The 24,441-nt window shown below is 67.8% G+C and carries 22 protein-coding genes; 6 read left to right on the plus strand and 16 right to left on the minus strand.

The annotated features are described in order from the left end of the window. Positions 1 to 34: 34 nt before the first annotated feature. The 7 genes from AC2YHT_RS07335 to AC2YHT_RS07365 all read right to left on the minus strand — a co-directional run bounded on the left by AC2YHT_RS07335 (position 35) and on the right by AC2YHT_RS07365 (position 7,824). Positions 35 to 1,111, minus strand: a complete 1,077-nt coding sequence (locus tag AC2YHT_RS07335) for a GSCFA domain-containing protein (RefSeq protein WP_487288916.1) — start codon at positions 1,109 to 1,111, stop codon at positions 35 to 37. Between the two features lie 195 nt (positions 1,112 to 1,306). Further along, positions 1,307 to 2,104 (minus strand): hypothetical protein, encoded by a 798-nt coding sequence (locus AC2YHT_RS07340; protein ID WP_487288917.1) that lies wholly within the window; start codon positions 2,102 to 2,104, stop codon positions 1,307 to 1,309. Between the two features lie 183 nt (positions 2,105 to 2,287). Further along, entirely contained in the window at positions 2,288 to 3,439 is a 1,152-nt protein-coding gene (locus tag AC2YHT_RS07345) for a glycosyltransferase family 2 protein (protein WP_487288919.1), read from the minus strand. 33 nt (positions 3,440 to 3,472) lie between these two features. Beyond that, positions 3,473 to 3,841 (minus strand): hypothetical protein, encoded by a 369-nt coding sequence (locus AC2YHT_RS07350; protein WP_487288920.1) that lies wholly within the window; start codon positions 3,839 to 3,841, stop codon positions 3,473 to 3,475. Between the two features lies 1 nt (position 3,842). After that, the gene (locus AC2YHT_RS07355; RefSeq protein WP_487288921.1) at positions 3,843 to 5,588 is read right to left on the minus strand and encodes a hypothetical protein; all 1,746 of its coding nucleotides are present in this window, start codon (positions 5,586 to 5,588) and stop codon (positions 3,843 to 3,845) included. Then, positions 5,588 to 6,661 (minus strand): NAD-dependent epimerase/dehydratase family protein, encoded by a 1,074-nt coding sequence (locus AC2YHT_RS07360; RefSeq protein WP_487288922.1) that lies wholly within the window; start codon positions 6,659 to 6,661, stop codon positions 5,588 to 5,590. Before AC2YHT_RS07360 ends, AC2YHT_RS07355 begins: the two co-directional genes overlap by 1 nt. A 56-nt stretch (positions 6,662 to 6,717) precedes the next feature. After that, the gene (locus AC2YHT_RS07365; RefSeq protein ID WP_487288923.1) at positions 6,718 to 7,824 is read right to left on the minus strand and encodes a hypothetical protein; all 1,107 of its coding nucleotides are present in this window, start codon (positions 7,822 to 7,824) and stop codon (positions 6,718 to 6,720) included. A 343-nt stretch (positions 7,825 to 8,167) separates the two neighbouring features. On the opposite strand from AC2YHT_RS07365, the gene AC2YHT_RS07370 reads away from it, so the two are divergent. Continuing rightward, on the plus strand, positions 8,168 to 8,755 hold the full coding sequence (locus AC2YHT_RS07370) for a hypothetical protein (RefSeq protein ID WP_487288924.1): 588 nt from the start codon (positions 8,168 to 8,170) through the stop codon (positions 8,753 to 8,755). 8 nt (positions 8,756 to 8,763) lie between these two features. Further along, positions 8,764 to 9,954, plus strand: coding sequence for a glycosyltransferase family 61 protein (locus tag AC2YHT_RS07375; RefSeq protein WP_487288925.1), 1,191 nt, complete (start codon positions 8,764 to 8,766; stop codon positions 9,952 to 9,954). Between the two features lie 75 nt (positions 9,955 to 10,029). Here the strand turns inward: AC2YHT_RS07375 and AC2YHT_RS07380 are convergent, their stop codons facing one another. From AC2YHT_RS07380 to AC2YHT_RS07405, 6 genes are all read right to left on the minus strand, one after another. Beyond that, the gene (locus tag AC2YHT_RS07380; protein WP_487288927.1) at positions 10,030 to 10,776 is read right to left on the minus strand and encodes an ABC transporter ATP-binding protein; all 747 of its coding nucleotides are present in this window, start codon (positions 10,774 to 10,776) and stop codon (positions 10,030 to 10,032) included. Between the two features lie 17 nt (positions 10,777 to 10,793). Further along, a complete protein-coding gene (locus tag AC2YHT_RS07385) occupies positions 10,794 to 11,588 on the minus strand; it encodes an ABC transporter permease (protein ID WP_487288928.1) in 795 nt (264 codons plus the stop codon). 43 nt (positions 11,589 to 11,631) lie between these two features. Further along, positions 11,632 to 12,522 (minus strand): glucose-1-phosphate thymidylyltransferase RfbA, encoded by an 891-nt coding sequence (gene rfbA, locus AC2YHT_RS07390; RefSeq protein WP_487288929.1) that lies wholly within the window; start codon positions 12,520 to 12,522, stop codon positions 11,632 to 11,634. Between the two features lie 3 nt (positions 12,523 to 12,525). Further along, a complete protein-coding gene (gene rfbD / locus AC2YHT_RS07395; RefSeq protein WP_487288930.1) occupies positions 12,526 to 13,425 on the minus strand; it encodes a dTDP-4-dehydrorhamnose reductase in 900 nt (299 codons plus the stop codon). Further along, positions 13,422 to 14,489, minus strand: coding sequence for a dTDP-glucose 4,6-dehydratase (gene rfbB, locus AC2YHT_RS07400; RefSeq protein WP_487288932.1), 1,068 nt, complete (start codon positions 14,487 to 14,489; stop codon positions 13,422 to 13,424). Before rfbB ends, rfbD begins: the two co-directional genes overlap by 4 nt. Before the next feature lie 143 nt (positions 14,490 to 14,632). Then, on the minus strand, positions 14,633 to 15,301 hold the full coding sequence (locus tag AC2YHT_RS07405; protein WP_487288933.1) for a hypothetical protein: 669 nt from the start codon (positions 15,299 to 15,301) through the stop codon (positions 14,633 to 14,635). Between the two features lie 90 nt (positions 15,302 to 15,391). Between AC2YHT_RS07405 and AC2YHT_RS07410 the strand changes: the two genes are divergently transcribed. Next, on the plus strand, positions 15,392 to 18,256 hold the full coding sequence (locus tag AC2YHT_RS07410; protein ID WP_487288934.1) for a glycosyltransferase: 2,865 nt from the start codon (positions 15,392 to 15,394) through the stop codon (positions 18,254 to 18,256). Between the two features lie 28 nt (positions 18,257 to 18,284). Then, positions 18,285 to 19,487 (plus strand): threonine ammonia-lyase, encoded by a 1,203-nt coding sequence (locus AC2YHT_RS07415; RefSeq protein ID WP_487288935.1) that lies wholly within the window; start codon positions 18,285 to 18,287, stop codon positions 19,485 to 19,487. A gap of 248 nt (positions 19,488 to 19,735) precedes the next feature. Here the strand turns inward: AC2YHT_RS07415 and galU are convergent, their stop codons facing one another. Continuing rightward, positions 19,736 to 20,605, minus strand: a complete 870-nt coding sequence (galU, locus tag AC2YHT_RS07420) for a UTP--glucose-1-phosphate uridylyltransferase GalU (protein WP_487288936.1) — start codon at positions 20,603 to 20,605, stop codon at positions 19,736 to 19,738. A gap of 169 nt (positions 20,606 to 20,774) precedes the next feature. On the opposite strand from galU, the gene AC2YHT_RS07425 reads away from it, so the two are divergent. Continuing rightward, positions 20,775 to 21,296: an FKBP-type peptidyl-prolyl cis-trans isomerase gene (locus tag AC2YHT_RS07425; RefSeq protein WP_110120564.1), complete on the plus strand. Its 522-nt coding sequence runs from the start codon at positions 20,775 to 20,777 to the stop codon at positions 21,294 to 21,296. Between the two features lie 65 nt (positions 21,297 to 21,361). Further along, positions 21,362 to 22,468, plus strand: coding sequence for a glycosyltransferase family 4 protein (locus AC2YHT_RS07430; RefSeq protein ID WP_487288938.1), 1,107 nt, complete (start codon positions 21,362 to 21,364; stop codon positions 22,466 to 22,468). Here the strand turns inward: AC2YHT_RS07430 and AC2YHT_RS07435 are convergent. Further along, positions 22,457 to 23,455, minus strand: a complete 999-nt coding sequence (locus tag AC2YHT_RS07435) for a glycosyltransferase family 9 protein (protein WP_487288939.1) — start codon at positions 23,453 to 23,455, stop codon at positions 22,457 to 22,459. The two genes, AC2YHT_RS07430 and AC2YHT_RS07435, sit on opposite strands and share 12 nt — an antisense overlap. Before the next feature lie 13 nt (positions 23,456 to 23,468). Further along, positions 23,469 to 24,311: a formyltetrahydrofolate deformylase gene (purU, locus tag AC2YHT_RS07440; protein WP_487288940.1), complete on the minus strand. Its 843-nt coding sequence runs from the start codon at positions 24,309 to 24,311 to the stop codon at positions 23,469 to 23,471. Positions 24,312 to 24,441 lie beyond the last annotated feature (130 nt).

Raw genomic sequence — 24,441 nt, forward strand, 5'->3', positions numbered from 1 at the left:
ATCGCCGCCGACGCGGTTCGGCGTTTCCGCGCCGCTACTTCAGCGAAGCTTCGATCAGTTCCTCGTCGCAGGTGGTCTTCACCACATGGCCCATGCGCGCCAGGAACTCGTCCTGGGCGGCGGGAGCCGGCGGGGCGGCTTGCGCGGTGGTGTCGGCCGCGTGCTTGAGGAACAGGCGCATGACGTGGCTCACGCCCTCCTCGGTCACCGACCTCAGGTCCTTGGCGAAATAGCGGCCGCGGTTATAGGACCCGGTGATGATCTCGTAGGATGGGAAGTAGGCGACGTGGTCGTGGGCGCGGCTGAGCTCCTCGCAGACCACGCGCAGCACCGATTTCGAATAGGTCGTCGCGGCCAGCACGTGGACGTCCGTCATCGTGGCCGCCAGTGGTACGGGAGACACCGTCAGCACCACCTTGGCCTGGCTGTTGACGCCGGCCAGCAGGGACAGGAACTCGGTCATGTCGGCGATGATCTGGGTGGTGGTGAGGTTCTCGAAGCCGTAGCGCTCGGAGTCGAAGACCCCGCCCGAAACGCCCGGGCAGACGGGCAAAGCCGCGCCGTCGGCCTTGCAGAACCAGTTCTCCGTCAGCCCCAGGGTGAAGACGAAGACGTCGAGCGTCTCGAACATGTGGCGCACCGCGGCCAGGTGCTGGGCCTGGTCGGCGAGCAGTTCGGCCTCGGAAGAGAAGCCCGAGGGCTGGATGGTCGGGCGGAACGGATCCAGCAGGTGGCCGTCGTTGGTCGGCCATGGCGCCTCGGCGGGCGTGAAGGTCCCGAAGGCGCGCTTGAAGAGCTGAAGCAGTTGCCGGGCCGTATAGAGATTGCCGTATCGGGCCGAGAAGGTGCCGTAGTTGAAGTCGTCGAGGATGCCGCTGACGCTGTGCGTCAACGGATGGCCTTCCTCGACCACGTAGTAGTTGAAGCCGTTGTTCTTCAGGTGCCGGGCGATGTGCTGCGCAAAGCAGCTGCCGGCCGTGGCGACCTTCTGGCTCGGGGTGATCCGGAACGGAAAGCCGACGACCGGGTCAAGGTCGGGATAGCTGACGCCGGCGACGGACTTGGCCCACCGGGCGGTGCCGGGCTGCAGGACGTAGGGATGTTTCGCCATAGAGGCCTCTTACCGCTAGAGCCTGTTCGTTCCTGATTGGATCATCAGGAACGCATGAACGCGCTCCATTTCAAACATTTAGAGCGCGGCGACGTCGAAATCGCCTGATTGATCAAGCCGCAGCGCCCGACGGTCCGCCCTGACGGGCCTGGAGCGCGTTTCGAAAGCGAAAGCCGCGCCTTTGGCCGGGCCTTGTCAGTAAAGCCAGTCCCAGCCGTCGTAGTAGGCGCTGAAGCGCTCCTCGAGCTGGCGAAGGATGCGGCCACCATACCACGGGCCTGCGTGCGTGGAGTCGCCGCCATAGGCCTCGGGAAGCAGGAAGCCGTCGCCGTCCACGGCTTCGGGCGGGCTCGGGATGAAGGCAACGTCGTTGGCCTCGCACGAGCCGCGCACGATCGCGCTGTGCACGCGCCAGAGCTTGTAGCGCAGCCAGGCGGGCGCCACGCGGGGGTCGCTCTGCTGGTCCTGGAAGTACCGCTCCAGGTGCGAGAGAACGAAGCTGTTGTCGCCGATCGGCGGCGGCGACTCGATGTGCAGCACCGGGTCGGTCGTCGATTGCCGAAGGGTGGTCATGTTCAGCAGATAGACTTGGGCATGATAGGCGATGAAGCGCTTGAGCAGCGCCTCGGATATCAATTCCGTCCCCTCTAGCCGCGGCAAGCCGGGATTCTCGGAGAGAATCACGTCGAACGGGCGCGGATGTTCCAGCAGCGTCAGGGCGTTGTGCGCGTTGCCGCCGAACATCGAAACGTAGACGCGCTCCCTGTCCTTGGGCACGCGGCGTTCGACGATCTCGTTCAGCACTGGGTTCAGTACGAAGTCGCCGTCCTGGTCGACAGAATACTGAAAGTCGGCGCCCAACCGAAAAGTGTCGAACATATAGTACTGAATGGAATTGTCTTTTCCGCCAGACTCGCCCTGGCGATCCATGAGATGGTTGATGACCGAGGACAGGTGGCTATGACCCAGAACGATAGCTGCGATCTTTCTCATGCTGCCTTATGGGTCCTTGTGTCCAAATCTCACTAGACGTCTGAAACAACCTTTATTGAGGCTATTTTTCGACGCCGCTCAGTATAGGGGCGACGGATAACGATGGTATCGAAAGTGTCGTCTTGTCGCAGTATCAGCGCCTGATCATTGGCGGCGGTTCCGCGCCGATCAGGCGCCCGCGGGCTAGACCCGGGAGGGATAGCCGCGGGTCAAGTCGTTGGTTTGGGCGCCGTAGGCCTTGGTCAGTTCTTCATGCAGAGGACAGGCGTCGTACATGTTGATGCTGGCCTGGCTGTTTGGGAAGCGGTTGATGATTTCGCGCGCGGCCGAGGCGTAGCGACCCCAGAAGACCTGCTTGAACCCGCGATAGGAGAGCGTCGTGCGGGCGTTCTCGCCTTCGGGCTGGATATTGACCAGGATGCCGTCCGCGGGGGGCGAGGACAGCTGCCCCAGGTCGATCTGCAGGCCGCCTTCTTCGGCGGCGCGGTCGATCACGTCGTGGATCAGCTTGGAATGGTGCCAGTGCATCGGATCGCGCTGGAAGAACTCGTCCACCTGCTTGCGGAACTCGGGGTAGCGCAGGTCAATGATGGCTTCGTTCTCCGGCACGGTGGTGTGCCCGGCCGAGACCAGCCCGGCCGCCAGGTTCGAGCCGCGACCCTGGTGATAGACGAAGACGCCGGGCGCCAGGCAGAGGCGATAGCCCATGGCCAGGCTGCGCAGGCTCCAGTCGGTTTCCTCGCAATAGCCGCGCCCGAACACCGGATCCATGAAGCCGACGCGTCGAACCACGTCGATGGGCATCATGATGCAGAACGAGATGCCCGCCGGGATGTCCAGCACCGTGTGGCCGAAGGCCTTGTCGGTGACCTCGGAGAGCCAGTCGACCATCTCCTGCGTCGAGATGTGGGCGTCGGGATCGTCGTTCTGGGCCGAGTAGATCGAGACGTTGTTCGACCAGGCCGTCACCGACCCGACGTTGTCGTTCGACCGGATCGCCCCGATCATGCCGGTGATCAGGTTCTCGGGGAAGATCACGTCGGAATTGTTGATGGTGACGTAGTCATAGCCGTGCTCGACCGCCGTCTTCAGCCCCAGGGTCACGTTCCGCGGAATGCCGAGGTTGCGCGGCGTCAGATAGTAGAGCGCGCCGAGTTCCTCGCAGAGGGCGCGCAGTTCCTCGCTCCAGCCCGGTTCAGGGCTGGCGTCGTCCAGGATGAGCACGTCGATGTCGGCGACGGAGCTGTCCATCCTAAGCGCGCTGCGTATGGCGCGGGGAACGATCTCGCGTCCGTTGTAGACGGTGATGCAATGAAGGACGCGGGGCTTGGGCATGACAATGTCCAGTAGAGCGAGATGGAACCCGGCTTATTGGCAGTACTGCAGTCGCAGGGCGGCGATCTCCGCCCGCGCTTCGAACAGGTCGCGAGCCGCGCCGTGGTCGCTGACGCGTCCGGCCGGGCCGCGGGCCAGTTGCTGGCGCAGTTCGATGATTTCCTGGTTCATGGCGGTGAGGCGGCGCGTCAGGTCGATGACGCGGGCATTGGCGGCCTCGACGTCGAGAAGAGCCTGGGCGAGCGAGATCGCGTCGACGGCGGCCTGGGTCGTCGCCGGCTGTAGGCGCGCGGCGGCGGCTTTGGTGGTCGCCTTGGCGGTGACCGGCTTGGCGGCGACGGCTTTCGCGGGAGCGGGGGCCGGCGTTGCGGCGGCGGGCTTGGAGCGGCGCGTGGTGGCCATTTCAGATTCTCCGCGGGGGACGCGCCAGGGCGTCCAGGTAGACGGGATAGAGCGACGTCGGCTCGGGCGAGAGGGTCGCGCCGGCGGCCGCGCCGGACAGGCGGCGCGCGACCGCCGGGTCGGAAATCGCGGCCAGAATATGCGAGGCGTCCAGGGCGGGTTCCAGTGGGAAGACGGGCGCGCGGGCCTCGCTCAGCCAAGCCTGGCCGGCCAGTTTCGGATCGATCAGGACGAACTCGGCATGGCTGAGCAGCCAGGTGCGTTCGGCGTGTGAAAGCTGCGGCGCCAGCAGCAGGGTGTTGTCGCGCGAGCGCGCGTCGGGATGGGGGTCGGCGCGGCGCGCGGGCAGCAGGGCGTCCTCGTCGATCACGATCAGCCGCAGGCCCGGACGGTTCTCGACCAGGGCGCCCTGGATCTTCTGGGCGGCCAGGACGGGGCCGCTGTTCATCTGCGAGGTGACGCAGAGCGCGAAGCGTTCGGCGACCCAGCCACGCTCGTTGACCGAGGCGGGCACGCGCGCGGCGACCTGGCGCGGGGCGACCGGCGGAATGACCACCACCCGTTCGAGCGGGAAGGGCGCGCGGGCCTGACGCAGCTGCGCCACCATGCCGTCGCCGGCCGCGATGATCAGGTCGGCGGCGAGCGAGGTGCGGGCCGCCGTCGAGGGGGCGTGGTCCAGGGTGATGACCGTGCGGCGGGCGGCCGGGCGCCAGGTCCACCACGGCTTGGTCGAGGCGATCGTGCTGGGCACGTGCAGGACGTCGATGTCGCGCCGCTGGAGGGCTTCGATGTCGGCCGGAACCACCTCGATCTTGGCGGCGCTGGCAAGGCCCGCCAGTTCGGACTCGGCCTGGTCGGTGACCAGGCCCAGCCAGCTGACCTTGGCGTTGGCCGTCATCGCGCGGACCAGCGCGGTCACCTGCTCGGAGGCCTCGATCGAACGATCGGTGACGGCGGAGATGTCGATGGCCAGGCGCAGGCCGCGCCCGGCGGCGCGCGCCAGGGCCAGGGCCTCGCCCAACGGTTCGGAGGGGGTCGAGGCCTGAAGGTCGTACAGGGCCGGGAAAAACGGGTGCTCGGCGTTCAGCCGTCGCCGCAGGACCTCGTCGGACTTCAGCGACCGCTCGCCGGCCTCGCCGGCGCGGCGGACGAAGGCCTGTCCGTCGAGCATGGTGTGGAAGCCGCGACGCGAGGCGCGCAAGGCGAACTCGCACACCGAAAGATAGGGATCGGAGTCGAGGTCTGGGGCGAGGCCGTCGGCCGCCATCAGGGCGCTGCGGCCGATCAGGAACAGGCACCCTTCGGTCGCCGCGATCGGAACGGGGCGGCGATCGGCTCCGATGGCGGCCAGGCGCTCATTGATCTCGTCCACGCTCGCGGCGGGATCGACGTCGAGGCTCAGCGACCCGGCCTCGTTGGCCAGGAAGCAGGTCACGCCCAGGCGCGGGTCGCCGTTCATCCAGGCGCGCGCCCGCTCGAGCAGGTTGGCGGGCGCCTCGAAGGCGTCCGTCGCGATCAGCACCTGCTCGGCGCCGGCGGCCAGGGCTCGCTCGACCTCAAGCGCCAGGCCCGGCCCCTTGGCGCCGGGCGAGGTGGCGGCGAGCACGCGGGCGACGCCGCTCAGCGCCAGGCAGGCGTCGAACTGGGCTTGCCGCTCGGCCCGCGTGGACGGGCGGCAAACCGCGACGATCCCCGCGTCGCGAGACGCGGCGGGGGGCGCCGAAAGTTCAACCGCCCCTTCCGGCATCAGGCGAAGCCTTTGGAGACGAGCCAGTCGCCGACGGCCCGCGCGCCCGTGGCGAAGTCGACCTTCGCCTCGACGCCCAGCTGGTCGCGCAGATCGGCCGTTTCGGCGACCGCCCAGCGGACGTCGCCGTTGCGGAACTTGCCGGAGATCTCGGGCTTGGGCGCGCCGTGCATTTCGGCGATGACCTGGGCCGCTTCGAGAATGGTCGTCGCCACGCCCGAACCGACGTCGAGGATGCGATGGGTGACCGGCGGCTTTTCGAGCGCCGCGACGCAGGCGTCGACGACGTCGTCGATGAACACGAAGTCACGGCCGATCTGGCCGTCCTCGTAGATGTCGATGGCGCCGCCGGCCCGGGCGACCCGGTGGAAGATGTTGATGATGCCGGTGTAGGCGTTGAACGGCGACTGGCCGGGGCCATAGACGTTCTGGAAGCGCAGGCTGGTCAGCGGCACCGACATGGCCGCGGCCCAGGCCAGCAGAACGTGTTCCTGGGCCAGTTTGGTGGCGCCGTAGATGCTGGTCGGCATCGGGAAAACGCTTGCCGCGCGATGCGGCAGGGGGGCGGCTTCCTGGCCGGCGCTGTTCTGGAAGCCCCAGCGGCCTTCGGCCAGCGCCGCATGGGAGCGGACGCCGGGATAGAACGGCGCGTCGCCCTCGGCGGCCCAGGCGCCCTCGCCATAGACCGCGCGGCTGGCCGACAGCAGGATGTGGTCGGGCTTGACGCCGGCGGCGGTCATCGCGTCGAGCACCTCGGTGGTGCCGACCACGTTGACGCTGGCGTGACGGGTAGATTCGGTGAGCGACTGGCCCGTGCCGGTTTCAGCGGCGAAGTGGATCAGGATCTTGGGCCGGTTGGAAACCAGGAACTTGTCCCAGAAGGCCCGGTCGCGGGCGTCGGCGACTTCCAGTTCGACAAAGTCGGGCAGGCGTTCGGGGCGGCCCGGCTCGGTGTGAACCTGGGGGTGCAGGTTGTCGACGGCGACGACGTCCAGGCCCCAGTCGCGCAGGCGTTCGGAAAGCGCGCAGCCGATGAAACCCGCTCCGCCGGTGATTACGATACAGTCGCGCATGCTGGCCTTTGGTCGAAAGTGAAGAGGTCGTCGATGGTGTCTACGCGTCGGCGCGCCTAGGGCGCGGTGCGGTACTTCAGGGACCAGCCCTTGGTCAGGAAATGCTCCAGCGGGGTCACGAGCAGCTCGTCGCTCACCATGTACGACCGGCGGTACCATGCCGAATCAAAATGTTCGGAAGGGTTGCGGCCCAGGTCGGCGCCTTCGAGCACGTAGTCGAGCAGCGGCGCCCGGTTAGCCTTGCGAACGCCGGGATAGAGGTCGAGATAGCGCGCGGCGTCGAACAGCGGGCTTGGCCAGCGGCCCTCGGAACCGCCATGCAGCAGGTAGTGTTCGAGCGGCGTCAGCGTCCAGTTGTCGAGATCGCCGTGCACGCGGCGATACCAGCCGCTGTCGAACAGCGGCGTCGGGAAGGTGTCCTGCACGGCGCCGTCGACATAGTGGGCGATGGCGCCGCCGGTGTCGCGGGCGTCGGGGTGGCGCTCCAGGTACCAGGCGCAGCGGAACAGCGGGTTGGGATCCAGACCCTGGCGCTCGCCGTGCATGGCGAAGTGCGTCAGAGGGCTCATGCCCTGCGGGATGTCGGCCTTGGTCCGGTACCAGGCGGTGTCGAACAGGGGGCGCGGATCGCGGCCCTCGCTCGCGCCGAAATGCAGGTAGTGGACGAGCGGGTTCAGCGTTCCGATGACGTCCTGGTTCTGAGCCGCGTACCACTTGCCGTCGAACAGCGGGTGCGGGCTCAGGCCCATCGCGCCGCCGACGCGCATGTAGTGGCCCCAGAAGTCGTTGCCGTCGATGACGTTGTAGACTTGCCGCTGATACCAGCGCGACGAGAAGGCGGGGTTGGGGCTGCGGCCTTCGCCGGAGCCGGACTGCACGAAATGGACGAGGGGGTTCACGCCGGCGGCGCGAATGTCAGGGTTCTCGCCCAGGTACCACTGGGTGGCGAACAGCGGGCTGGGATCGTAGCCGATCTTCCAGCCCACGGTGTTGTAGTGTTCCCAGGGATTGTTCCGGGCTTCGGGGTACTTGGCGGCGTACCATTGAAGATCGAAGAGCGGATGCAGGGATGCAGGGTCCACGGCCGGTCGGGCGCGCGTCGAGCCGAGCTTGCGCAGCACCCGTTTAGCCAGAGATTTCAAGCGACCTACCGAAATACTCATGCGCTGTTAAAGCCCCCGCAAGCCCAGGAGTCGAGCAGGCAATCCTGGCGAGGCCAGGCTGATCTTGGTCCAACGAGGGGACGCCTGACGGCTTCTAGGACGGCCTGCGACTAGGCTTGCTCTAGCCAGACCGCGCGGGAGGCGCAAGGCTTTTCGGTTGTAGTTGGCGGCGTCTTGATCCGTAAGGCGAGCGGCTGCTAAAGCGACACTTGGCCAAATGCGCTAGGTCTATTGAGCGCGGTCGCAAGCTAAAGTGAACATGGACATATTTGGCTTTCTCGACGGCCTCCGGGTCGAAACGATTGACCGCGGTTGGCGTCGCGTTCCCGTCCTTGGGCACCCGGTGCGATCGATATCCGGCTATGTCGAAAGCTTTTCGGGCGCTCCCCGGCGGTTTCTTTGGCGCTCGGGTCCCAGCGAGAACGATCTCGGCTGGGGCGTCGTCGTCAATTTCGCCCTCCACGTCATGAGCCACGCCCAGCGCGGCCTGGTCTTCGCGGACTCGGCCGGGCCGGTGGAGCCCGCCCTGGCGGGCAACGAAGAGAAAAACGTCCTGATCGCGCTCGGCGCGGACGGCCTGCGGCGCTGGGTCAAGGGGCTGGGCCGCGGCCAGCGCCCGCTGCGGGCCTGGCTGGACAATCATTTCCCGGTCCGCTGGAGCCGCGCGCGCAGCCTGACCTCCGACGGCGCAAGCCTGGGCGTCGTGGCGATCCACAACGTCGCCGAACCCTCGGTCTGGGCGTTTCACCTCAGCCACAACAAGGCCTATCTGGCGCCGCGCGCGTTGATCGTCGCGATGGGCCAGGGCGAGGACGTCCAGGCCTTCGCCAGTCACATGACGGACGCCTTCGGGGAGATGCGGATCAGCATCCGCCGCTTCGAGCGCGCCGAAGGCCCGTGGGCGATCTGCGTCTGCCAGGCGCTGGCTTGAGAGGCGGAATGATCAGGATCGAGCACTGGATCGGCGAAGACTACGAAACCTACGTTGCGGGGGTGGACCAGCGGGTCGGCCAGTTCGACGTGTTTCCCAAGGTGGTCGTCGACGGCATCGAGCCCTTCTTCTGGAAGGGCGCGATCCCGGACAACGCCCGCGAGGTGTTCGTCAAGGAGAAGCTGTTCGTTCCCGAGATCCGCATCGACCGCTTCGACGGGGCCACGGTCTGCGGCGCGGGCATCATCTTCACCAGCGATCACCGGGTGCTGCACGGCCAGGTTCCGGTGGGCGGCGGGGAGTCGCAGCTGCTGGCGCCCTGGACCGAGCTGGACCTGCAGCCGTCGGGTGAGCCGGGCGCCTACAAGTGCGCCGCCCTGCGGGCCGAGCCTGACCATTTTCCGATGGCGATCAGCATCGCCCGGGCCGCCCCGGGCAACTATCACCACGTGCTGCTGGATATCGCGCCGCGCCTGCGCGTGATGCTCGAGGCGGTGCGTTCGGAGGCGTGGGCCGAATTCGCCGACGCCCCGATCCTGATCAACGCCGACATGCCCGACTGGGCGATCGACATCTGCCGCCAGGCCAGCGGCCTGGGGCCCGAGCGCTTCGTGCGCATGCCGCACGGCAAGGGCGTGCGGGTCGACAGGCTGCTGGCGCCGCATCCGCTGAACAACTTCGCCTACTGGGTCTCGCCCGAAACCCGGACCTTCTATTCCGAGGTCTACCGCTGGGCGCGCAGCGTCTCGACGGCGCAGTTCGGCGACAGGATCTTCACGCTGCGGCGCGAGGTTCCCAAGGACCGCCGCCGCCCCCACAACGTCAACGACGTCGCCCGCTATCTGGAGCGGCGCGGCTTCCGTGAGATCCGGCCGGGCGAAATGTCGTGGGCCGACCAGGTCGTGGCGTTTTCCGAGGCGCGGCACGTGGTGGCCGGCATGGGCTCGAACATCTCGAACATGGTGTTCTCGCCCGAGGGAGCGGGGGTGCTGATCCTGCACCCCAACGACTCCGTCTATTCGCTGAACATGGGCATGGGCGCGGCGGGCGGGCAGTCGGTCGGCTATGTCTGGTGCGAGTGCTTCTCCAATGCCGACCGCGGCGAGCATGTCGAGCTCTATGTCGACATGGAGCTGCTGGCCGAAGGGGTCGATCGCCTGCTCGACCCGTCGCCGCGCGGCGACGGGCGCCGGCCATAGAAAAAAGGCCGCGGCCCAGGGGGCGCGGCCTTTTCGTCTTTCGCGAAGGGTCACCCGGTCGGGCGGCCCTTTTTCTTACGGACGGAGCGCCGGGGGCAGGTCGGCGACGGGGCCGAAGTAGCGCACGCGGCCCTTCTCCAGCACCAGCAGCTTGTTGCAGACCGCTTCCAGTAGGGAGAAGTTGTGCGAGGCCACGACCACGCAGCGGGCCTGGTCGACCAGGCCGCTCATCCGCGTGCTGACCTTGTTGATGAACTGCGCGTCGCCCGCGCCCAGCCATTCGTCCAGGATCAGGATGTCCGACTTGAAGCTGGTGGCGAGGGTGAACATCAGGCGGGTGGCCATGCCGGCCGAGTAGGTCTTCATCGGCAGGTGGGCGAAGCTGCCGATCTCGGAGAACTCGATGATCGAGTCCATCCGGGCCTTGATCTCGGCGCCGCGCAGGCCGCGCAGTCGCGACAGGATCCGGATGTTGTCGACGCCGGTGCCTTCCCAGTCGATGCCGTGGCCGATGTCGAGCATCGAGGACACGTCGCCGCGAACGTCGATCGAGCCGCGGGTGGGTTCGTAGACCCCGGCCAGCACCTTGAGCAGGGTGGTCTTGCCCGAGCCGTTGTGACCGACCAGGCCGAGGCGGTCGCCCTCGCGCAGCTCGAAGCTGACGCCTTCGAGCGCGTTGACGTGAACGACGTCGTTGCCGCCTCTCATCATCCGCCCGCCGACCGCCAGGTTCATGGCGGCGTGGCGAAGCGACTGGGCCCGTACCGAATAGATCGGGTAGATGAGCTGAACGTTGTCCAGCCGTATCAGAGGAGAAGACATAGTCGATCTTTTCTCTACTAGACCCAGAACGGAATTTTACGGCGGAAGGCCGCGAAGCTCACGAACCAGATCACGATGACGCTTCCCAGGAGCGTGAGTGACACGACCCAGGAATGGACCGGGGCGGGGCGGCCGAGCAGCGGCTCGCGCAGGATTTCCATCAGGTGGAACAGCGGGTTGGCCGACACGATGATCGATCGGCGGCCGTGGATCGAGTCGGGGTTCCAGAACACCGGCGTCACGAAGAACAGGATCTGCGCCAGGTAGGGCAGCATGAAGCGCAGGTCGCGGAAGCGCGCCGACGCCATGCCGATCAGCGGACCCATGGTGATCGAGAACAGCGTCAGCACCACCAGGGCGGGCAGGACCTGCCAGTGGGGGATCTTGAAGCCGCCGACCAGGACCGCCGCGATGAAGAACACCACCACGTTGTGGGCGAACAGGATCAGCTGCCGGCTGGTGAAGCGAAAGACGTAGAAGGTGAACGGGAAGGAATGGTTTCGGATCGAGCCGGCCATCCCGACGAACAGCTCGGGCGCCTCGATCAGGTTGATGCCGATGAAGTGGCTCCAGGCCAGCAGGCCGGCCATGACGAACGGCAGGAAGTCGTGCAGCGGCTGGCCGGAGATGGCGCCGAAGGTCAGGGACAGGGCCAGCGACGTGGCGATCATGCCGCCGGCGATCCACAGGGGCCCGAAGATCGACCGCCGATACTTCGAGATGACGTCCTGCCAGGACAGGAAAATCCAGATGTGCCACGCCTTCAGGGCGCGGCTGACGTCGTTGACGGCTTTGGATACTTGTTTTTGCATTTTTGGTTCCGGAGGAGATCCCGTCTCTCGAGAGAGCTGGTTTTTAAGCCTGGGAGTCCTGCAGGCGGTGCTCACGTGCAATTTCGATCAGGTAGCGGCCGTATTCGGTCTTCAGCATCGAGCGGCCGATCGCCTCGACGTGATCGGCCGAGATCCAGCCGTTCGCCAGGGCGATTTCCTCGGGGCAGGAGATCTTCAGCCCCTGGCGGTGTTCGATCGCCTTGATGAAGTCCGACGCTTCCGACAGCGAGTCGTGCGTGCCGGTGTCCAGCCAGGCATAGCCTCGGCCCAGTTGGGTGACGGTCAACTGCTTCTGCTCGAGATAGATCCGATTGACGTCGGTGATCTCGATTTCGCCGCGATGCGACGGCTTCACCTTGCGGGCGATCTGGGTGACCTGCGAGTCGTAGAAATATAGCCCGGTCACCGCGTAGTCCGACTTCGGCTGGGTGGGCTTTTCCTCGAGCGACAGCGCCTGGCCGTCGGCGTCGAACTCGACGACGCCGTACCGCTCGGGGTCGCTGACGCGATAGGCGAACACGATGGCGCCGTCGTCATGCTGGGCCAGTTGCTTGAGCTGGTCGGACAGGCCGTGGCCGAAGAAGATGTTGTCGCCCAGGATCAGCGCGACCGGCTGGCCGGCGACGAACTCCTCGCCCACGATGAAGGCGTCGGCCAGGCCCCGCGGAACCTCCTGCACGGCGTATTCAAACTTCACGCCCCATTCGGACCCGTCGCCCAGCATCTGCTCGAACAGCGGGATGTCGCGAGGCGTCGAGATGATCAGGATCTCGCGAATACCGGCCATCATCAGGGTGCTGATGGGGTAGTAGATCATCGGCTTGTCGTAGACGGGCAGCAGCTGTTTGCAGATGGCGCGCGTGACCGGATAGAGACGCGTGCCGGAGCCGCCGGCTAGGATGATACCTTTCATCGATCAGAATCCTGTCCGAGTCATATGTTCTGTGAGGCCGTCTCGCCACAGGCCGGGGCGCCAGCCGTGTATGGCGAAGAACTTGTCAGTAGAGAGGCGGGAATCCCGGGGGCGTCGCGCCGGCGTGGGATATTCCTCGGTGGTGATGGGCTTCACGCGGGCGGCGGGGCCGCCGCGACGCGCCGATTCTTCGAAGATCGCCTCGGCGAAGCCCGCCCAGGTCGTTTCGCCGCCGCCGCCGAGGTGAAAGATCCCCCGGGCGGCCGCATCGCCGTCGAGCAGGCGGCGCACCGAACGCAGGGCGCCTTCGGCGACTTCCTCGGCCCGGGTCGGGGCGCCGTGCTGGTCGGCGACGACGCCGATCTCGTCGCGGGTTTCGGCGAGCCGCAGCATGGTCTTCAGGAAGTTGGCGCCGTGCGGGCCATAGACCCACGAGGTGCGCAGGATCGCGCAAACCGCTCCGGCGTCCTCGACCGCCCGCTCTCCGGCCGCCTTGGTCGCGCCATAGACGCCCAGCGGAGCCAGGGGATCGGTCTCGACATAGGGCGCGCCCTTCGAGCCGTCGAAGACGTAGTCGGTCGAGATATGGACGAACGGAACGCCCAGGTCGGCGCAGGCGGCCGCGGCCGCGCCGGGCATCCGGGCGTTCAGCAGTTCCGCGGCGTCGGGTTCGCTCTCGGCGCGGTCGACCGCGGTATAGGCCGCGGCGTTGATCACCGCGGCGGGGGCGAGGTCGCGGACGAAGGCGCGCACGTCGACCGTTTCGAGGTCGAGCTTGGCGCGCCCGGCGAACACGACGTCCGAAAAGCCGGTCGGGTCCGAAAAGCCGGTCGGCGCGGCGTCGGCGATGGCGCGGGCGACCTGCCCGCTTTCGCCGATCACGAGCAGGGGCTTGGAGGTCAAGACGCCTCGCTTTTCGCGGTCAGGCCGAGACGCTCGCCGTCGTAGCGGGTGCGAAGCGGCTCCCACCAGTCCTGGCGGTCCAGATACCAGCGGACCGTCTTGGCCAAGCCGGACTCGAAGTTCTCGCGCGCCTGCCAGCCCAGCTCCTGCTCGATGCGCGTGGCGTCGATGGCGTAGCGCTGGTCGTGGCCGGGGCGGTCGGTGACGAACGAGATCAGGTCGCGGCGCGGGCCGCTGTCCAGCGGGCCGGCCAGTTCGTCCAGCAGGTCGCAGATCGTCTCGACGACCTCGAGGTTGGTCCGCTCGTTGCGCCCGCCGACATTGTACGACGAGCCGGGCGCGGCCTTGTCGAGGATCAGGCGCAGGGCGCGCGCGTGGTCTTCCACGTAAAGCCAGTCGCGGATGTTGGAGCCGTCGCCGTAGACCGGCAGGGGCTTGCCCTCCAGACCGTTGAGGATGATCAGCGGGATCAGCTTTTCGGGGAAGTGGTAGGGGCCGTAGTTGTTCGAGCAGTTCGAGATGATCGTGGGCAGGCCGTAGGTGTGCCACCAGGCGCTGACCAGGTGGTCGGAGGCCGCCTTCGACGCCGAATAGGGCGAGCGCGGATCGTAGGGCGTGTCTTCGCGGAACAGGCCCTCGGCGCCCAGGCTGCCATAGACCTCGTCGGTCGAGACATGCTGAAAACGGAAGCTAGCCTGCTTTTCCTGGGGCAGGGCGCGCCAGTAGTCCAGGGCGGCGTTCAGCAGGACGAAGGTGCCCACGACGTTGGTCTGGATGAACGGACCCGCGCCCGAGATCGAACGGTCGACGTGCGATTCCGCGGCCAGGTGGATGATCGCGTCGGGCTGGTGGCGCTTGAGCACCTCGGCCACGGCTTCGGCGTCAGCGATGTCGACCTGCTCGAAGTGATAGCGATCGCTGCTTTCGATCGAGGCCAGCGAAGAGCGGCTGGCGGCATACGTAAGCTTGTCGACGTTGACGACGCTGTCCTGGCTTTCGTCGATGATCAGCCGGCAGAGCGCGGAACCGATAAATCCAGCGCCGCCGGTTACGATGATTTTCACGTGTCCCTACCTGTATTTTAACGCTGAACCGACATTGCGGCTGTCCAGTGGGCAGGGCCCAAAGCGTCAGTGAGCGGAACGTCTGAAGTGCAATTGAGTAACTTCACCCTAATCACTTATCATTTCGACGGGCCAGGAAGGCTTTAACGAAATGAGGCTGTCACGAGCACGTTGCTGCGCCCGAGATAGCCGAACTCCTCGCTCCAATAAAGATGGCCTCGCCAGTCGGCAAGGCCATGATTGGCCAGGACGCCCTTGAGCGCCCAGGCCGCTTCTACGTCGTCGACCGCGGCGATCAATCGCCCGCCTGGACGCAGTTGCTTGAGGTCCGGCGCGACGGCGTCCGGGGTCGGCGCCGGGCAGATCAGCACGTCCGAAAACGGCCGCCGCGGCGCGGTCGCCGTCTCCAGAACACCGTCGAGCCAATCGGCCAGGGCCGCGTCGCCCGCGACACGGACGACGCTGGCCCGCGGGTCGCGCCCGGTCTCGGCCAGAAGAAAGTGGATGCAGGCGCGCTGCCGCGTGTCGAGGCCGCAGGCGACGCAGCGCAGCCGACCGGGCCAGTCGCTGGCCGTGAGGGCGCTCCCTTGCGGCGGCTCGGCGCGAAAGCGTCGCGGCGCGCCGCAGGCCTGGCAGATTCCGTCGATCAGCAGGGGCTGGGGGCCCTCGAGATGAAAGGCGTCGATGGCCTGTCGCCGGGCGAGGATCCTTTCCAGCGCGCCTTCCAGGTCGGTCCACTCCTGGACTGTGGCGAAGGCGCTTGCGCGGAAGGGCGGCCTGGCGAGGCCCGGGGTGACGCGTGAGGCGAACATGCAGCGTTTAAAGACGCCGCGAGTATGGCTTGGCAAGCTCAACCTGAACTGCCATCGACGCGCCTGTGCGCGCGGCTTATAGGACGCGGCATGTCTTCTGCTGATCAGACGCGAAAATCGCCGACGACCTCGTCGCGCCGGCGCAGGGATACGTCGGATAAAAGCGCGGCTGCGACATCCGGTGAACGGGTCGCCGAACCGACCGCGCAAGCGGCCGCCCTGGACGCGCTGAACGGCGAGATCGAACGACTGCGCCGCCGGGTCGGCATTCTCGAGGAAGAACTCGTCGCCCAGATGGATCAGTCCACGGCGATGGTCCTGGCCCTGACCTCGGCGGCCCGGCCGGCGCCGACGGCGATCGCGCGGTGGGGCGGGCTGGTCGGCGGCGTGGCGACCGATCTGGCGGCGACGCTCCAGGCGATGCGGACGGGCCTGGGCGTCAAGGCCGCCGCGCGGCTTCTGCTGGCCGCCTGGCGCATCCGGCGCGGCGGCGACTTCGATCCGGACTTCTATGTCAGCCAGCGCGCCGACCTGGCGCGAATGAGCATGGATCCGCTGCAGCACTATCTGCGGTTCGGCGCCGCGGAGGGGCTGGATCCCACGCCCGACTTCTCCACCGCGGCCTATTTCCAGCGCTACGGCGACGTCGCGGCCGCTGGAAGCGACGCTTACTCTCACTATATCGCGGCCGGTCGCGACGAGGGCCGCCGCGCCACCTTTTCACGCCGCCTGCGCCGCCGCGCGTTCGGCAGCGGCGTGCAGCGTCCCGGCCAGGTTCGCCCCGATCCGCGCCACCCCGATGATCTGCGCGATCCGCTGGCCGCCTGGCCGCTGGCGCGGTCGGCCGCCCTCGACGCCGGCGCGCTCGACCCCTACGACCGCCGTCCCGACGACGCGGTGATCCACGAAGGCCTGCGAGGCGAAGCCTTTCTGCAGACCTACGACCTGCTGGGCCGCCGGCCCGATTTCGAGGCCGCCGCGGCGGACCTGGGGCGGCGGCTGTCGGCCGCGCCGGCGAGCCCGGTCGTCTCGATCGTCATCCCGGTCTACGGCGCGCTGGGCTTCACCTTGAACTGCCTGGACTCCCTGGTCGAACACGCCTCGACCCGGACTTTCGAGATCATCGTGGTCGACGACGCCTCGCCCGACGAGACGTCTCGCTGGCTGCCCCGCATCGGCGGCGTCATCCACCTGCGGCGACCGGTCAACGGCGGCTTCATCGCCTCGTGCAACGCCGGCGCCGAGGCGGCGCGCGGCCAGGTCCTTGTCTTCCTCAACAACGACACCCGCGTGGTCGAGGGCTGGCTGGACGAGCTGTGCGACGGCCTGGAAAACCTGCCCGGGGCCGGACTGACGGGCTCGAAGCTGTTCTATGCCGACGGCGAGCTGCAGGAAGCCGGCGGCATCGTCTGGCGCGACGGCTCGGCCTGGAACTACGGCCGCAACGACGATCCCAATCGCCCGCAATACACTCACGCGCGCGAGGTCGACTACATCTCCGGCGCCTCGATCGCCCTGACCCGCCGGGTCTGGACCGAGCTTGGCGGCTTCGACGACCATTTCGCCCCGGCCTACTGCGAAGACTCCGACCTGGCCTTCAGGGTGCGACGCAACGGGCTGAGCGTCTGGATGCAGCCGCTGTCGCGGGTGATCCACTATGAGGGCAAGACCTCGGGCACGGACACCAGCCGGGGCGTGAAGGCCTATCAGGTGACGAACCAGGTCCGGTTCCTGGAGCGCTGGCGCTCGGTCCTGGCCGCCCACCGCGAGAACGGCGACAGCCCGGCCCTCGAACGCGAGCGGTCGGTTTCGCGGCGGGTGCTGGTGCTCGACGCGACCACGCCGACGCCCGACCAGGACGCCGGCTCGGTCACGACGGTCAAGGTGATCGAGGTGTTCCAGGCGCTGGGCTACAAGGCCTGCTTCGCGCCGGTCGATAATTTTCTGTTCGACCCGGTCTACACGGCCAACCTGATGCGTCGCGGCGTGGAGTGCTTCTACGCGCCGTACTTCCCGGGGATCGAGGCGCTGCTCGCGGCGCGGGGGCGCGAGTTCGAGGTCGTTCATGTCTTCCGGTTCTCGGTCCTGCGCGAATGCGAGGCCCTAATCCGCCGATACTGTCCGCAGGCGAAGATCGTCTTCAACAACATGGACCTGCACTATCTGCGGATCGAGCGCCAGGGCGAGGTCGAGGGATCGGCCCAGCTGGTCCGGCAGGCGACGGCGCTGAAGCAGCTTGAACTGCAGGCCATGTCCCAGGCCGACGTGGTCTGCGTGCCCTCCCGCACCGAAGCCGACCTGCTGGCCGCCGAGGCCCTGCGGCCGCCGGTCTTCGTCATGCCGTTCATGGTCGACAACCACGCGCCGACGGCCCCGTGGAGCGAGCGCGGCGATGTCGTGTTCCTCGGCGGCTTCGGGCACAGCCCGAACGTCGATGCGGCCCTTTGGCTGGCCAAGACCCTGTGGCCCAGCCTGCGCGCCCGCCTGAAGTCGGGCCGGCTGATCCTGGCTGGCGCCAACCCCACGCCCGAGATCCTGGCCCTGGCCTCCGATCGGGTGGTGGTGCCGGGTCGAGTGGACGATCTTGCCCCGATGTTCGAGAACGCGCGGGTCTTCGTGGCGCCGTTGCGCTATGGAGCGGGGGTAAAGGGCAAGATCTATTCCGCCATGGCCCATGGCGTACCGGTCGTCAGCACGACGATCGGGGTCGAGGGCATGGGGTTGCGGTACGAAGACGAAGTGCTCGTCGCGGATACGCCCGAGGCGTTGTGCGCCCGGATCCTGGGCGTCCATGGCGACCCGGCCTTGTGGGCGCGTCTGTCGGCGGCCGGGACCGACTTCATCCGCCGGACCAGCACGGTCGAGGCTGGCGTGCGCGTCATGCGCGACGTGCTCGACGCCGCGGGGATCGACGCCCTTACCGAACAATCCGTCGCCGTGGTCGGCGACGCCTAGATCAAGCAGTGTTCAGGCCCATTTACCCATGACCCTCGATATCACCACCATCCGCGCCGCCGCAGACCGCCTCGCCGGCCATATCGAGCGCACGCCCTGTCGCTATTCTCGGACGCTGTCGAAGATTACCGGCGCCGAGGTGTGGGTGAAGTTCGAGAACCTGCAGTTCACCGCCGCCTACAAGGAGCGCGGCGCGCTCAACAAGCTGCTGCTGCTGTCGGACGCCGAGAAGCAGAAGGGCGTCATCGCCGCCAGCGCCGGCAACCACGCCCAGGGCCTGGCCTATCACGGCGCCCGCCTCGGCGTGCCGGTGACCATCGTCATGCCCAAGACCACCCCGTTCGTGAAGGTGCAGCACACCCGCGACTTCGGCGCCAACGTGGTCATCGAGGGCGAAACCTATGACGACGCCAACGCCCATGCGCGCAAGCTGCGCGAGGAGCAGGGCCTGACCTTCGTCCACCCGTTCGACGACTACGACATCATGGCCGGCCAGGGCACCATCGCCCTGGAGATGCTGGAAGACGTGCCCGACCTGGAGATCCTGCCGGTGCCGATCGGCGGCGGCGGCCTGATCAGCGGCGTCGCCACGGCGGCCAAGGCGATCAATCCCGACATCCGCATCATCGGCTGCGAGCCGGCGATGTATCCGTCGTTCACCGCCAAGATGCGCGGCGTCCAGGCCCACTGCGGCGGCCAGACGATTGCGGAGGGCGTCGCGGTCAAGCAGGTCGGCGAACTGACCTACAGCGTCGCCCGTCCGCTGATCGAGGACGTGCTGCTGCTGGAGGAGCCCTATCTGGAGCAGGCGGTCTCGCTCTACTGCAATGTCGAGAAGACCATCGCCGAAGGGGCCGGCGCGGCCTCGCTGGCGGCGCTGCTGGCCTATCCGGAACGCTTCCGCGGCAAGAAGTGCGGCCTGATCCTGTGCGGCGGCAACATCGACACCCGCCTGCTGGCCTCGGTGCTGACCCGCGAACTGGTGCGCGCCCAGCGCCTGGTGTCCCTGCGCATCGTCGGCGACGACCGCCCGGGCCTGCTGTCGACCGTGGCCAGCGTGATCGGGACCATGGGCGCCAACATCATCGAGGTGAACCACAACCGCCTGGCGCTGGACGTGCCGGCCAAGGGCGCGGAGTTCGACATCACCATCGAGACCCGCGACGCCCAGCACACCCAGGAAGTCATGAACGCCCTGCGCGAACACGGCTACCCGCCGCGCACGGTGTGAGGCGACACATAAGGTTCCCAAAGCTCGTCATCCCGGGCGAAGGGCCGCGCAGCGGACCGTAGACCCGGGACCCAGGGGCGGCCGCACAGCAGTCGCCACCACCGGGCGCTTGACCCGGTCGCCGCGCCCAGTCCCCTGGGTCCCGGCTCTCCGCTTCGCTGCGGCCGGGATGACGAGGTTGGGTTGCGATACGAAAAAGGCCCCTCATCGCGTGATGAGGGGCCTTTTTGTTTCTTGTTCCGAGAACCCTACAGCAGCGCCGTGATCGCCTTGCGCGCGGCTTCGCCGAGGTCCGGACGCTTCAGGGCCAGGGCGACATTGGCCTTCAGCAGGCCGATCTTGTCGCCGCAGTCGTGGGTGTCGCCTTCGTAGACATAGGCGTGGAAGGCCTGGTCCTGCATCAGCTTGGCCATCGAGTCCGTAAGCTGGATCTCATTGCCGGCGCCCTTTTCCTGGCTGGCCAGCAGGTCGAAGATCTCCGGCTGCAGGATGTAGCGGCCGGCGATGGCCCAGTTCGACGGGGCCGTGCCCTTGGCGGGCTTCTCGACCATGCCGCTCATGGTGGCCAGGCGCCCCTCGACCTTGCTCGGGGCGACGACGCCGTACTTGTGGGTCTCGCTCTCGGGCACTTCCTCGACGCCGATGATGTTGCCGCCGCCGACCTTGTCATAGACCTCGATCAGCTGGCTGAGGGCCGATTGCGGCGCATCGACGATGACGTCGGGCAGCAGCACCGCGAACGGCTCGTCGCCGATGATGTCGCGGGCGCACCACACCGCATGCCCCAGGCCCAGCGGGGCCATCTGGCGCACGAAGCTCATCTCGCCCGGCTTGGGCAGCTCGTCGCGCAGCTGCTTGAGGATGTCGAGCTTGCCCTTGGCCTCGAGCTGCATCTCGAGTTCGATCTGGTGATCGAAATAGTCCTCGATGGCGCCCTTGCCGCGGCCGGTGATGAACACGAAGTGTTCGATGCCGGCGGCGCGGCCTTCCTCGACGATGTAGGACAGGATCGGCCGGTCCACGACGTTGAGCAGTTCCTTCGGCGTCGACTTGGTGCCGGGCAGGACCCGGGTGCCAAGACCCGCGACGGGAAGAACGGCCTTGCGGACAGGTTTCATGAACGCCTCGTTTTACGTCTTGATGGATGCGTCTTAAGGGCTCGGAGCCGCACGCGCCACCACCGTTGCGTGACAACGGTGTCTGGAAAGCGTTCCAAGCATGGAATGATTGATGTTCGCGCCAAGCCTGCTAGCTCAGGGCGCGGTTTCGCCCTCGGAAAGACTTCACATGCGTGCTCGGTTCCTCGTCATCGCCGTCCTGGCCGGCCTGTCCCTGGCCGGGTGTGGGCCGTCGAAGGAAGACCTCGCCGCCAAGCAGGCCGCGATCTCGGCCAACAAGACCGCCGGCGTGGGCTTCCTGGCCGAAAACGCCAAGCAGCCGGGCGTGGTCACCCTGCCCAGCGGCCTGCAGTACAAGGTGGTGCGCTCGGGTCCGGCCGACGGCCTGCATCCGCGCCCGATCGACGAGGTCAAGGTCCACTACGAAGGCAAGCGCCTGGACGGCATGGTGTTCGACAGCTCCTACGAGCGCGGCGTGCCGGCCTCGTTCCAGCTGCGCGGCCTGATCCCGGGCTGGGTCGAGGCCATGCAGCTGATGCGTCCGGGCGACGAGTGGATGCTCTACGTGCCCGCCGACCTGGCCTATGGCGACATGCAGGCCGGGCCGGACATCCCGCCGGGCAGCACCCTTGTCTTCAAGATCGAGCTGATCGACGTGCTGCGCAGCAAGCTGCAGGCGCCGAAGGGCTGAAGCTGTAATAGAGTGCCGGCCTGTCCGTTCGGACCCGGCGCGACGACCAGCCGCCAGGGGGGCGCGTGAAAATCGTATTCGTGGAGCCTGGGGCGAGCCTTCGCCCGGTGGGCGGAACGCGTGTCGTCTATGAGCACGCCAATCGGCTGGCCGAGCGCGGGCACGACGTGACCGTCGTCCTGCCGGCGGCGCAAAAGCCGGCCGCGCGCCTGGGTAAGAAGGTGCGCCTGTGGCTGCGCTGGCGCCGGTGGAAGCGCGACGGCCGCTGGCGGCCGACCTGGGCCAGCATCTCGCCCAAGGTCCGCGTGCTGTGGACCCTCGACCTCTCGCCGAAGTGGACGCCGCCCGGCGACGTCGTGGTGGCGACGGTGTGGAGCGCCGTCGAGGCCGTCGATCGCCTGCCCGCCGCCCATGGCGCCAAGGTCTTCTTCGCCCAGCACTGGGATTTCGGCTTCGAGCGCGACGCCGAGGGCGTCGAACGCGCCTGGTCCGCGCCGATGCCCAAGATCGTCATCGCCCGCTCGATCCGGGCCAAGGCGGCCGAGCGCGGCGTCGAGGCGGCGCTCGTGCCCAACGGCCTGGCGTTCGAGACCTTCGGCCTCGACACGCCGCTGGCCGGGCGCGATCCCTGGCGGGTGGCGATGATCCACCAGCGGGCCAGCTACAAGGGCTTTTCCGACGCCCTGGAGGCGCTCGCCCTGGCCCACGCCGCCGAGCCGCGCCTGACCGTCGAGATGTACGGCCCCGGCGCGCCCGAAGGCCTGCCGCCCTACGTGACCTATCACGCCTCGCCCACCGACGCGGACCTGCGGGCGCTCTACAACCGCTCGGCCGTGTTCCTGTCGGCCAGCCACAACGAAGGTTGGGGCCTGCCGCCGTGCGAGGCGGCCCTGTGCGGCGCGGCCCTGGCGATCACCGACGTGCTGGGCCACCGGGAGTTCGCCGTCGACGGCGAGACGGCGCTGATGAGCGCGCCGCGCGATCCCCGCGCCCTGGCCGACAACCTGCTGCGCCTAGTCGCCGACGCCGAGCTGCGCGCGAGGCTGAACGGCGCGGTGCGCGAGGTGTTGGCCCAGTTCACCTGGGATCGCGCCTGCGACCGGATGGAGGCGACCCTGACGCGGATCGCCGCCGGCCAACCAGCGTCAGGACAGCCGGCCTCAGGCCAGTAGGACGCGGGCGCGGGCGGCGACCGTCTCGGCCTCCAGCGTCGCCAGATCCTCGGTCGCCTGGGCGTGCAGGAAGCGCGAATAGTCCAGCACCGGTCCTGGACCAAACAGCCCCAGGGTCGGCGCGCCGACCGAGGCCGACAGGTTCATCGGCCCGGAATCGTTGCCGACGAACAGGTCGGCCCGCGACATCAGGGCCGAGCCGACGTCGAACTTCAGGTCGCAGACATTGACCTCGGCGACGCCGGCCGGCGAGCCCTCGGCCAACTGGGCGTTGACACGGGCCTTGTCCTCGAAGCCGCCCAGCCAGAAGCGGGTTCCGCCGAGGTCGGAAAGCGCCGAGCTCAGGGCCGCGAAGCGAGCCAGCGGCCACATCCGCCGCGCCTCGCTGGCGCCGACGCCATAGACGATCCACGGACGCGGCAGGGCGCCGAAGCGGGCCTCGATGACATCGAGCGCGGCCGGAGTGGGGACCAGGGCCGGCTCGCGGCTGGCGACCTCCAGGCCGTGGGCCGTCTCGAAGGCGGCCAGCTTGTCGATGCGGTGGGCCGGACGCATGGCCTTGGGCAGGTAGGGACCGTGGGTCAGCCAGTGCTGCTGACCGTGTCCCAGGCCGAAGCCCCGTCGCTCCGGCACGCCAGCCAGGGCCGCGCCGATGGCCGGGCGGTCGATCTTTTCCAGGATCCACACCGCGCGTGGCCGGCGGGCCCGGCACAGGCGGCGGAAGTCGGCGATCTCCTGGAGGTTCTTCCAGGTCCCCGAGCGGTAGTCGAGATAGTCGATGGCGGTGACGCAGGTTTCCGCGCCCAAGAGGTCGCGTGCCCGGCTCGACGGTCGCGCGGCCAGCAGCACGGTCTTTTCCGGCGTCGTGGCGGCGATGGCGCGCAGGGTCGGCAGGTGCCAGGTCAGGTCGCCGACGCCGCGATCGGGCATGTAGACCAGGACCTGGCCGCGGCCGGTCTCGGGCGGAACGGCGGGGTCGAGGTTCATGCGCGGCCCGCCGTCAGTCGGTGAAGACCACGGTCTTGCGACCGTTCAGCAGCACCCGGTCCTCCAGGCGCCAGCGCAGGGCGCGGGCCAGGACGCGGCGCTCGATGTCGCGGCCCTTGCGGACCAGGTCCTCGGGCGTGTCGCGATGGCTGATGCGCTCGACGTCCTGCTCAATGATCGGACCCTCGTCGAGGTCGCCGGTCACGTAGTGGGCGGACGCCCCGATCACCTTCACGCCGCGCGCGTGGGCCTGGTGGTAGGGCTTGGCGCCCTTGAAGCCCGGCAGGAACGAGTGGTGGATGTTGATGCAGCGGCCGGCCAGCTTCGCGGCTAGGCCGTCCGACAGCACCTGCATGTAGCGGGCGAGCACGACGATGTCGGTGCGCGTCTCCTGGATCAGCTTCCAGAGCGCGGCTTCCTGCTCGAACTTGGTCTCCTTGGTCACCGGCAGGTGATGGAAGGGCAGGCCTGACAGGTCGACGTGGGTGTAGGTCTCGGCCGCGTGGTTGGCGACGATGGCGGTGACGTCCATCGGCAGTTCGCCGATCCGCCAGCGATAGACGAGGTCGGCCAGGCAGTGGTCGAACTTGCTGGCCAGGATCATGACGCGGTAGCGCTCGGCCGGGTCGCGCAGGGTCCAGCGCATCGAGAAGCCCTTGGCCAGCGCCTCGAACTCGGCGCGCAGGGCGTCGCGGTCGCTGCCGTCCGGATCGAAGACGACGCGCATGAAGAAGTCGCCCGTCTCCTGGTCGTCGAACTGCTGGGCGTCGAGGATGTTGCAGCCGCGCTCGAACAGGAAGGTCGAGACCTTGGCGACGATGCCGGGCTGGTCGGGGCAGGAGAGGGACAGGATCATGGTCCGCTTCCTCTAAAGCCTAGCCTGGGCGAAGGAAAGCCGCTGACAGGGACGTTTCTTGCGTGGCGCGCGAGGTTTTTCCGCAAGGCCGCATGATCCTGCCTGATCGCCGACTTGGGATTGGCGGAGC

This window comes from Caulobacter sp. SRI_008 (assembly GCF_057586355.1).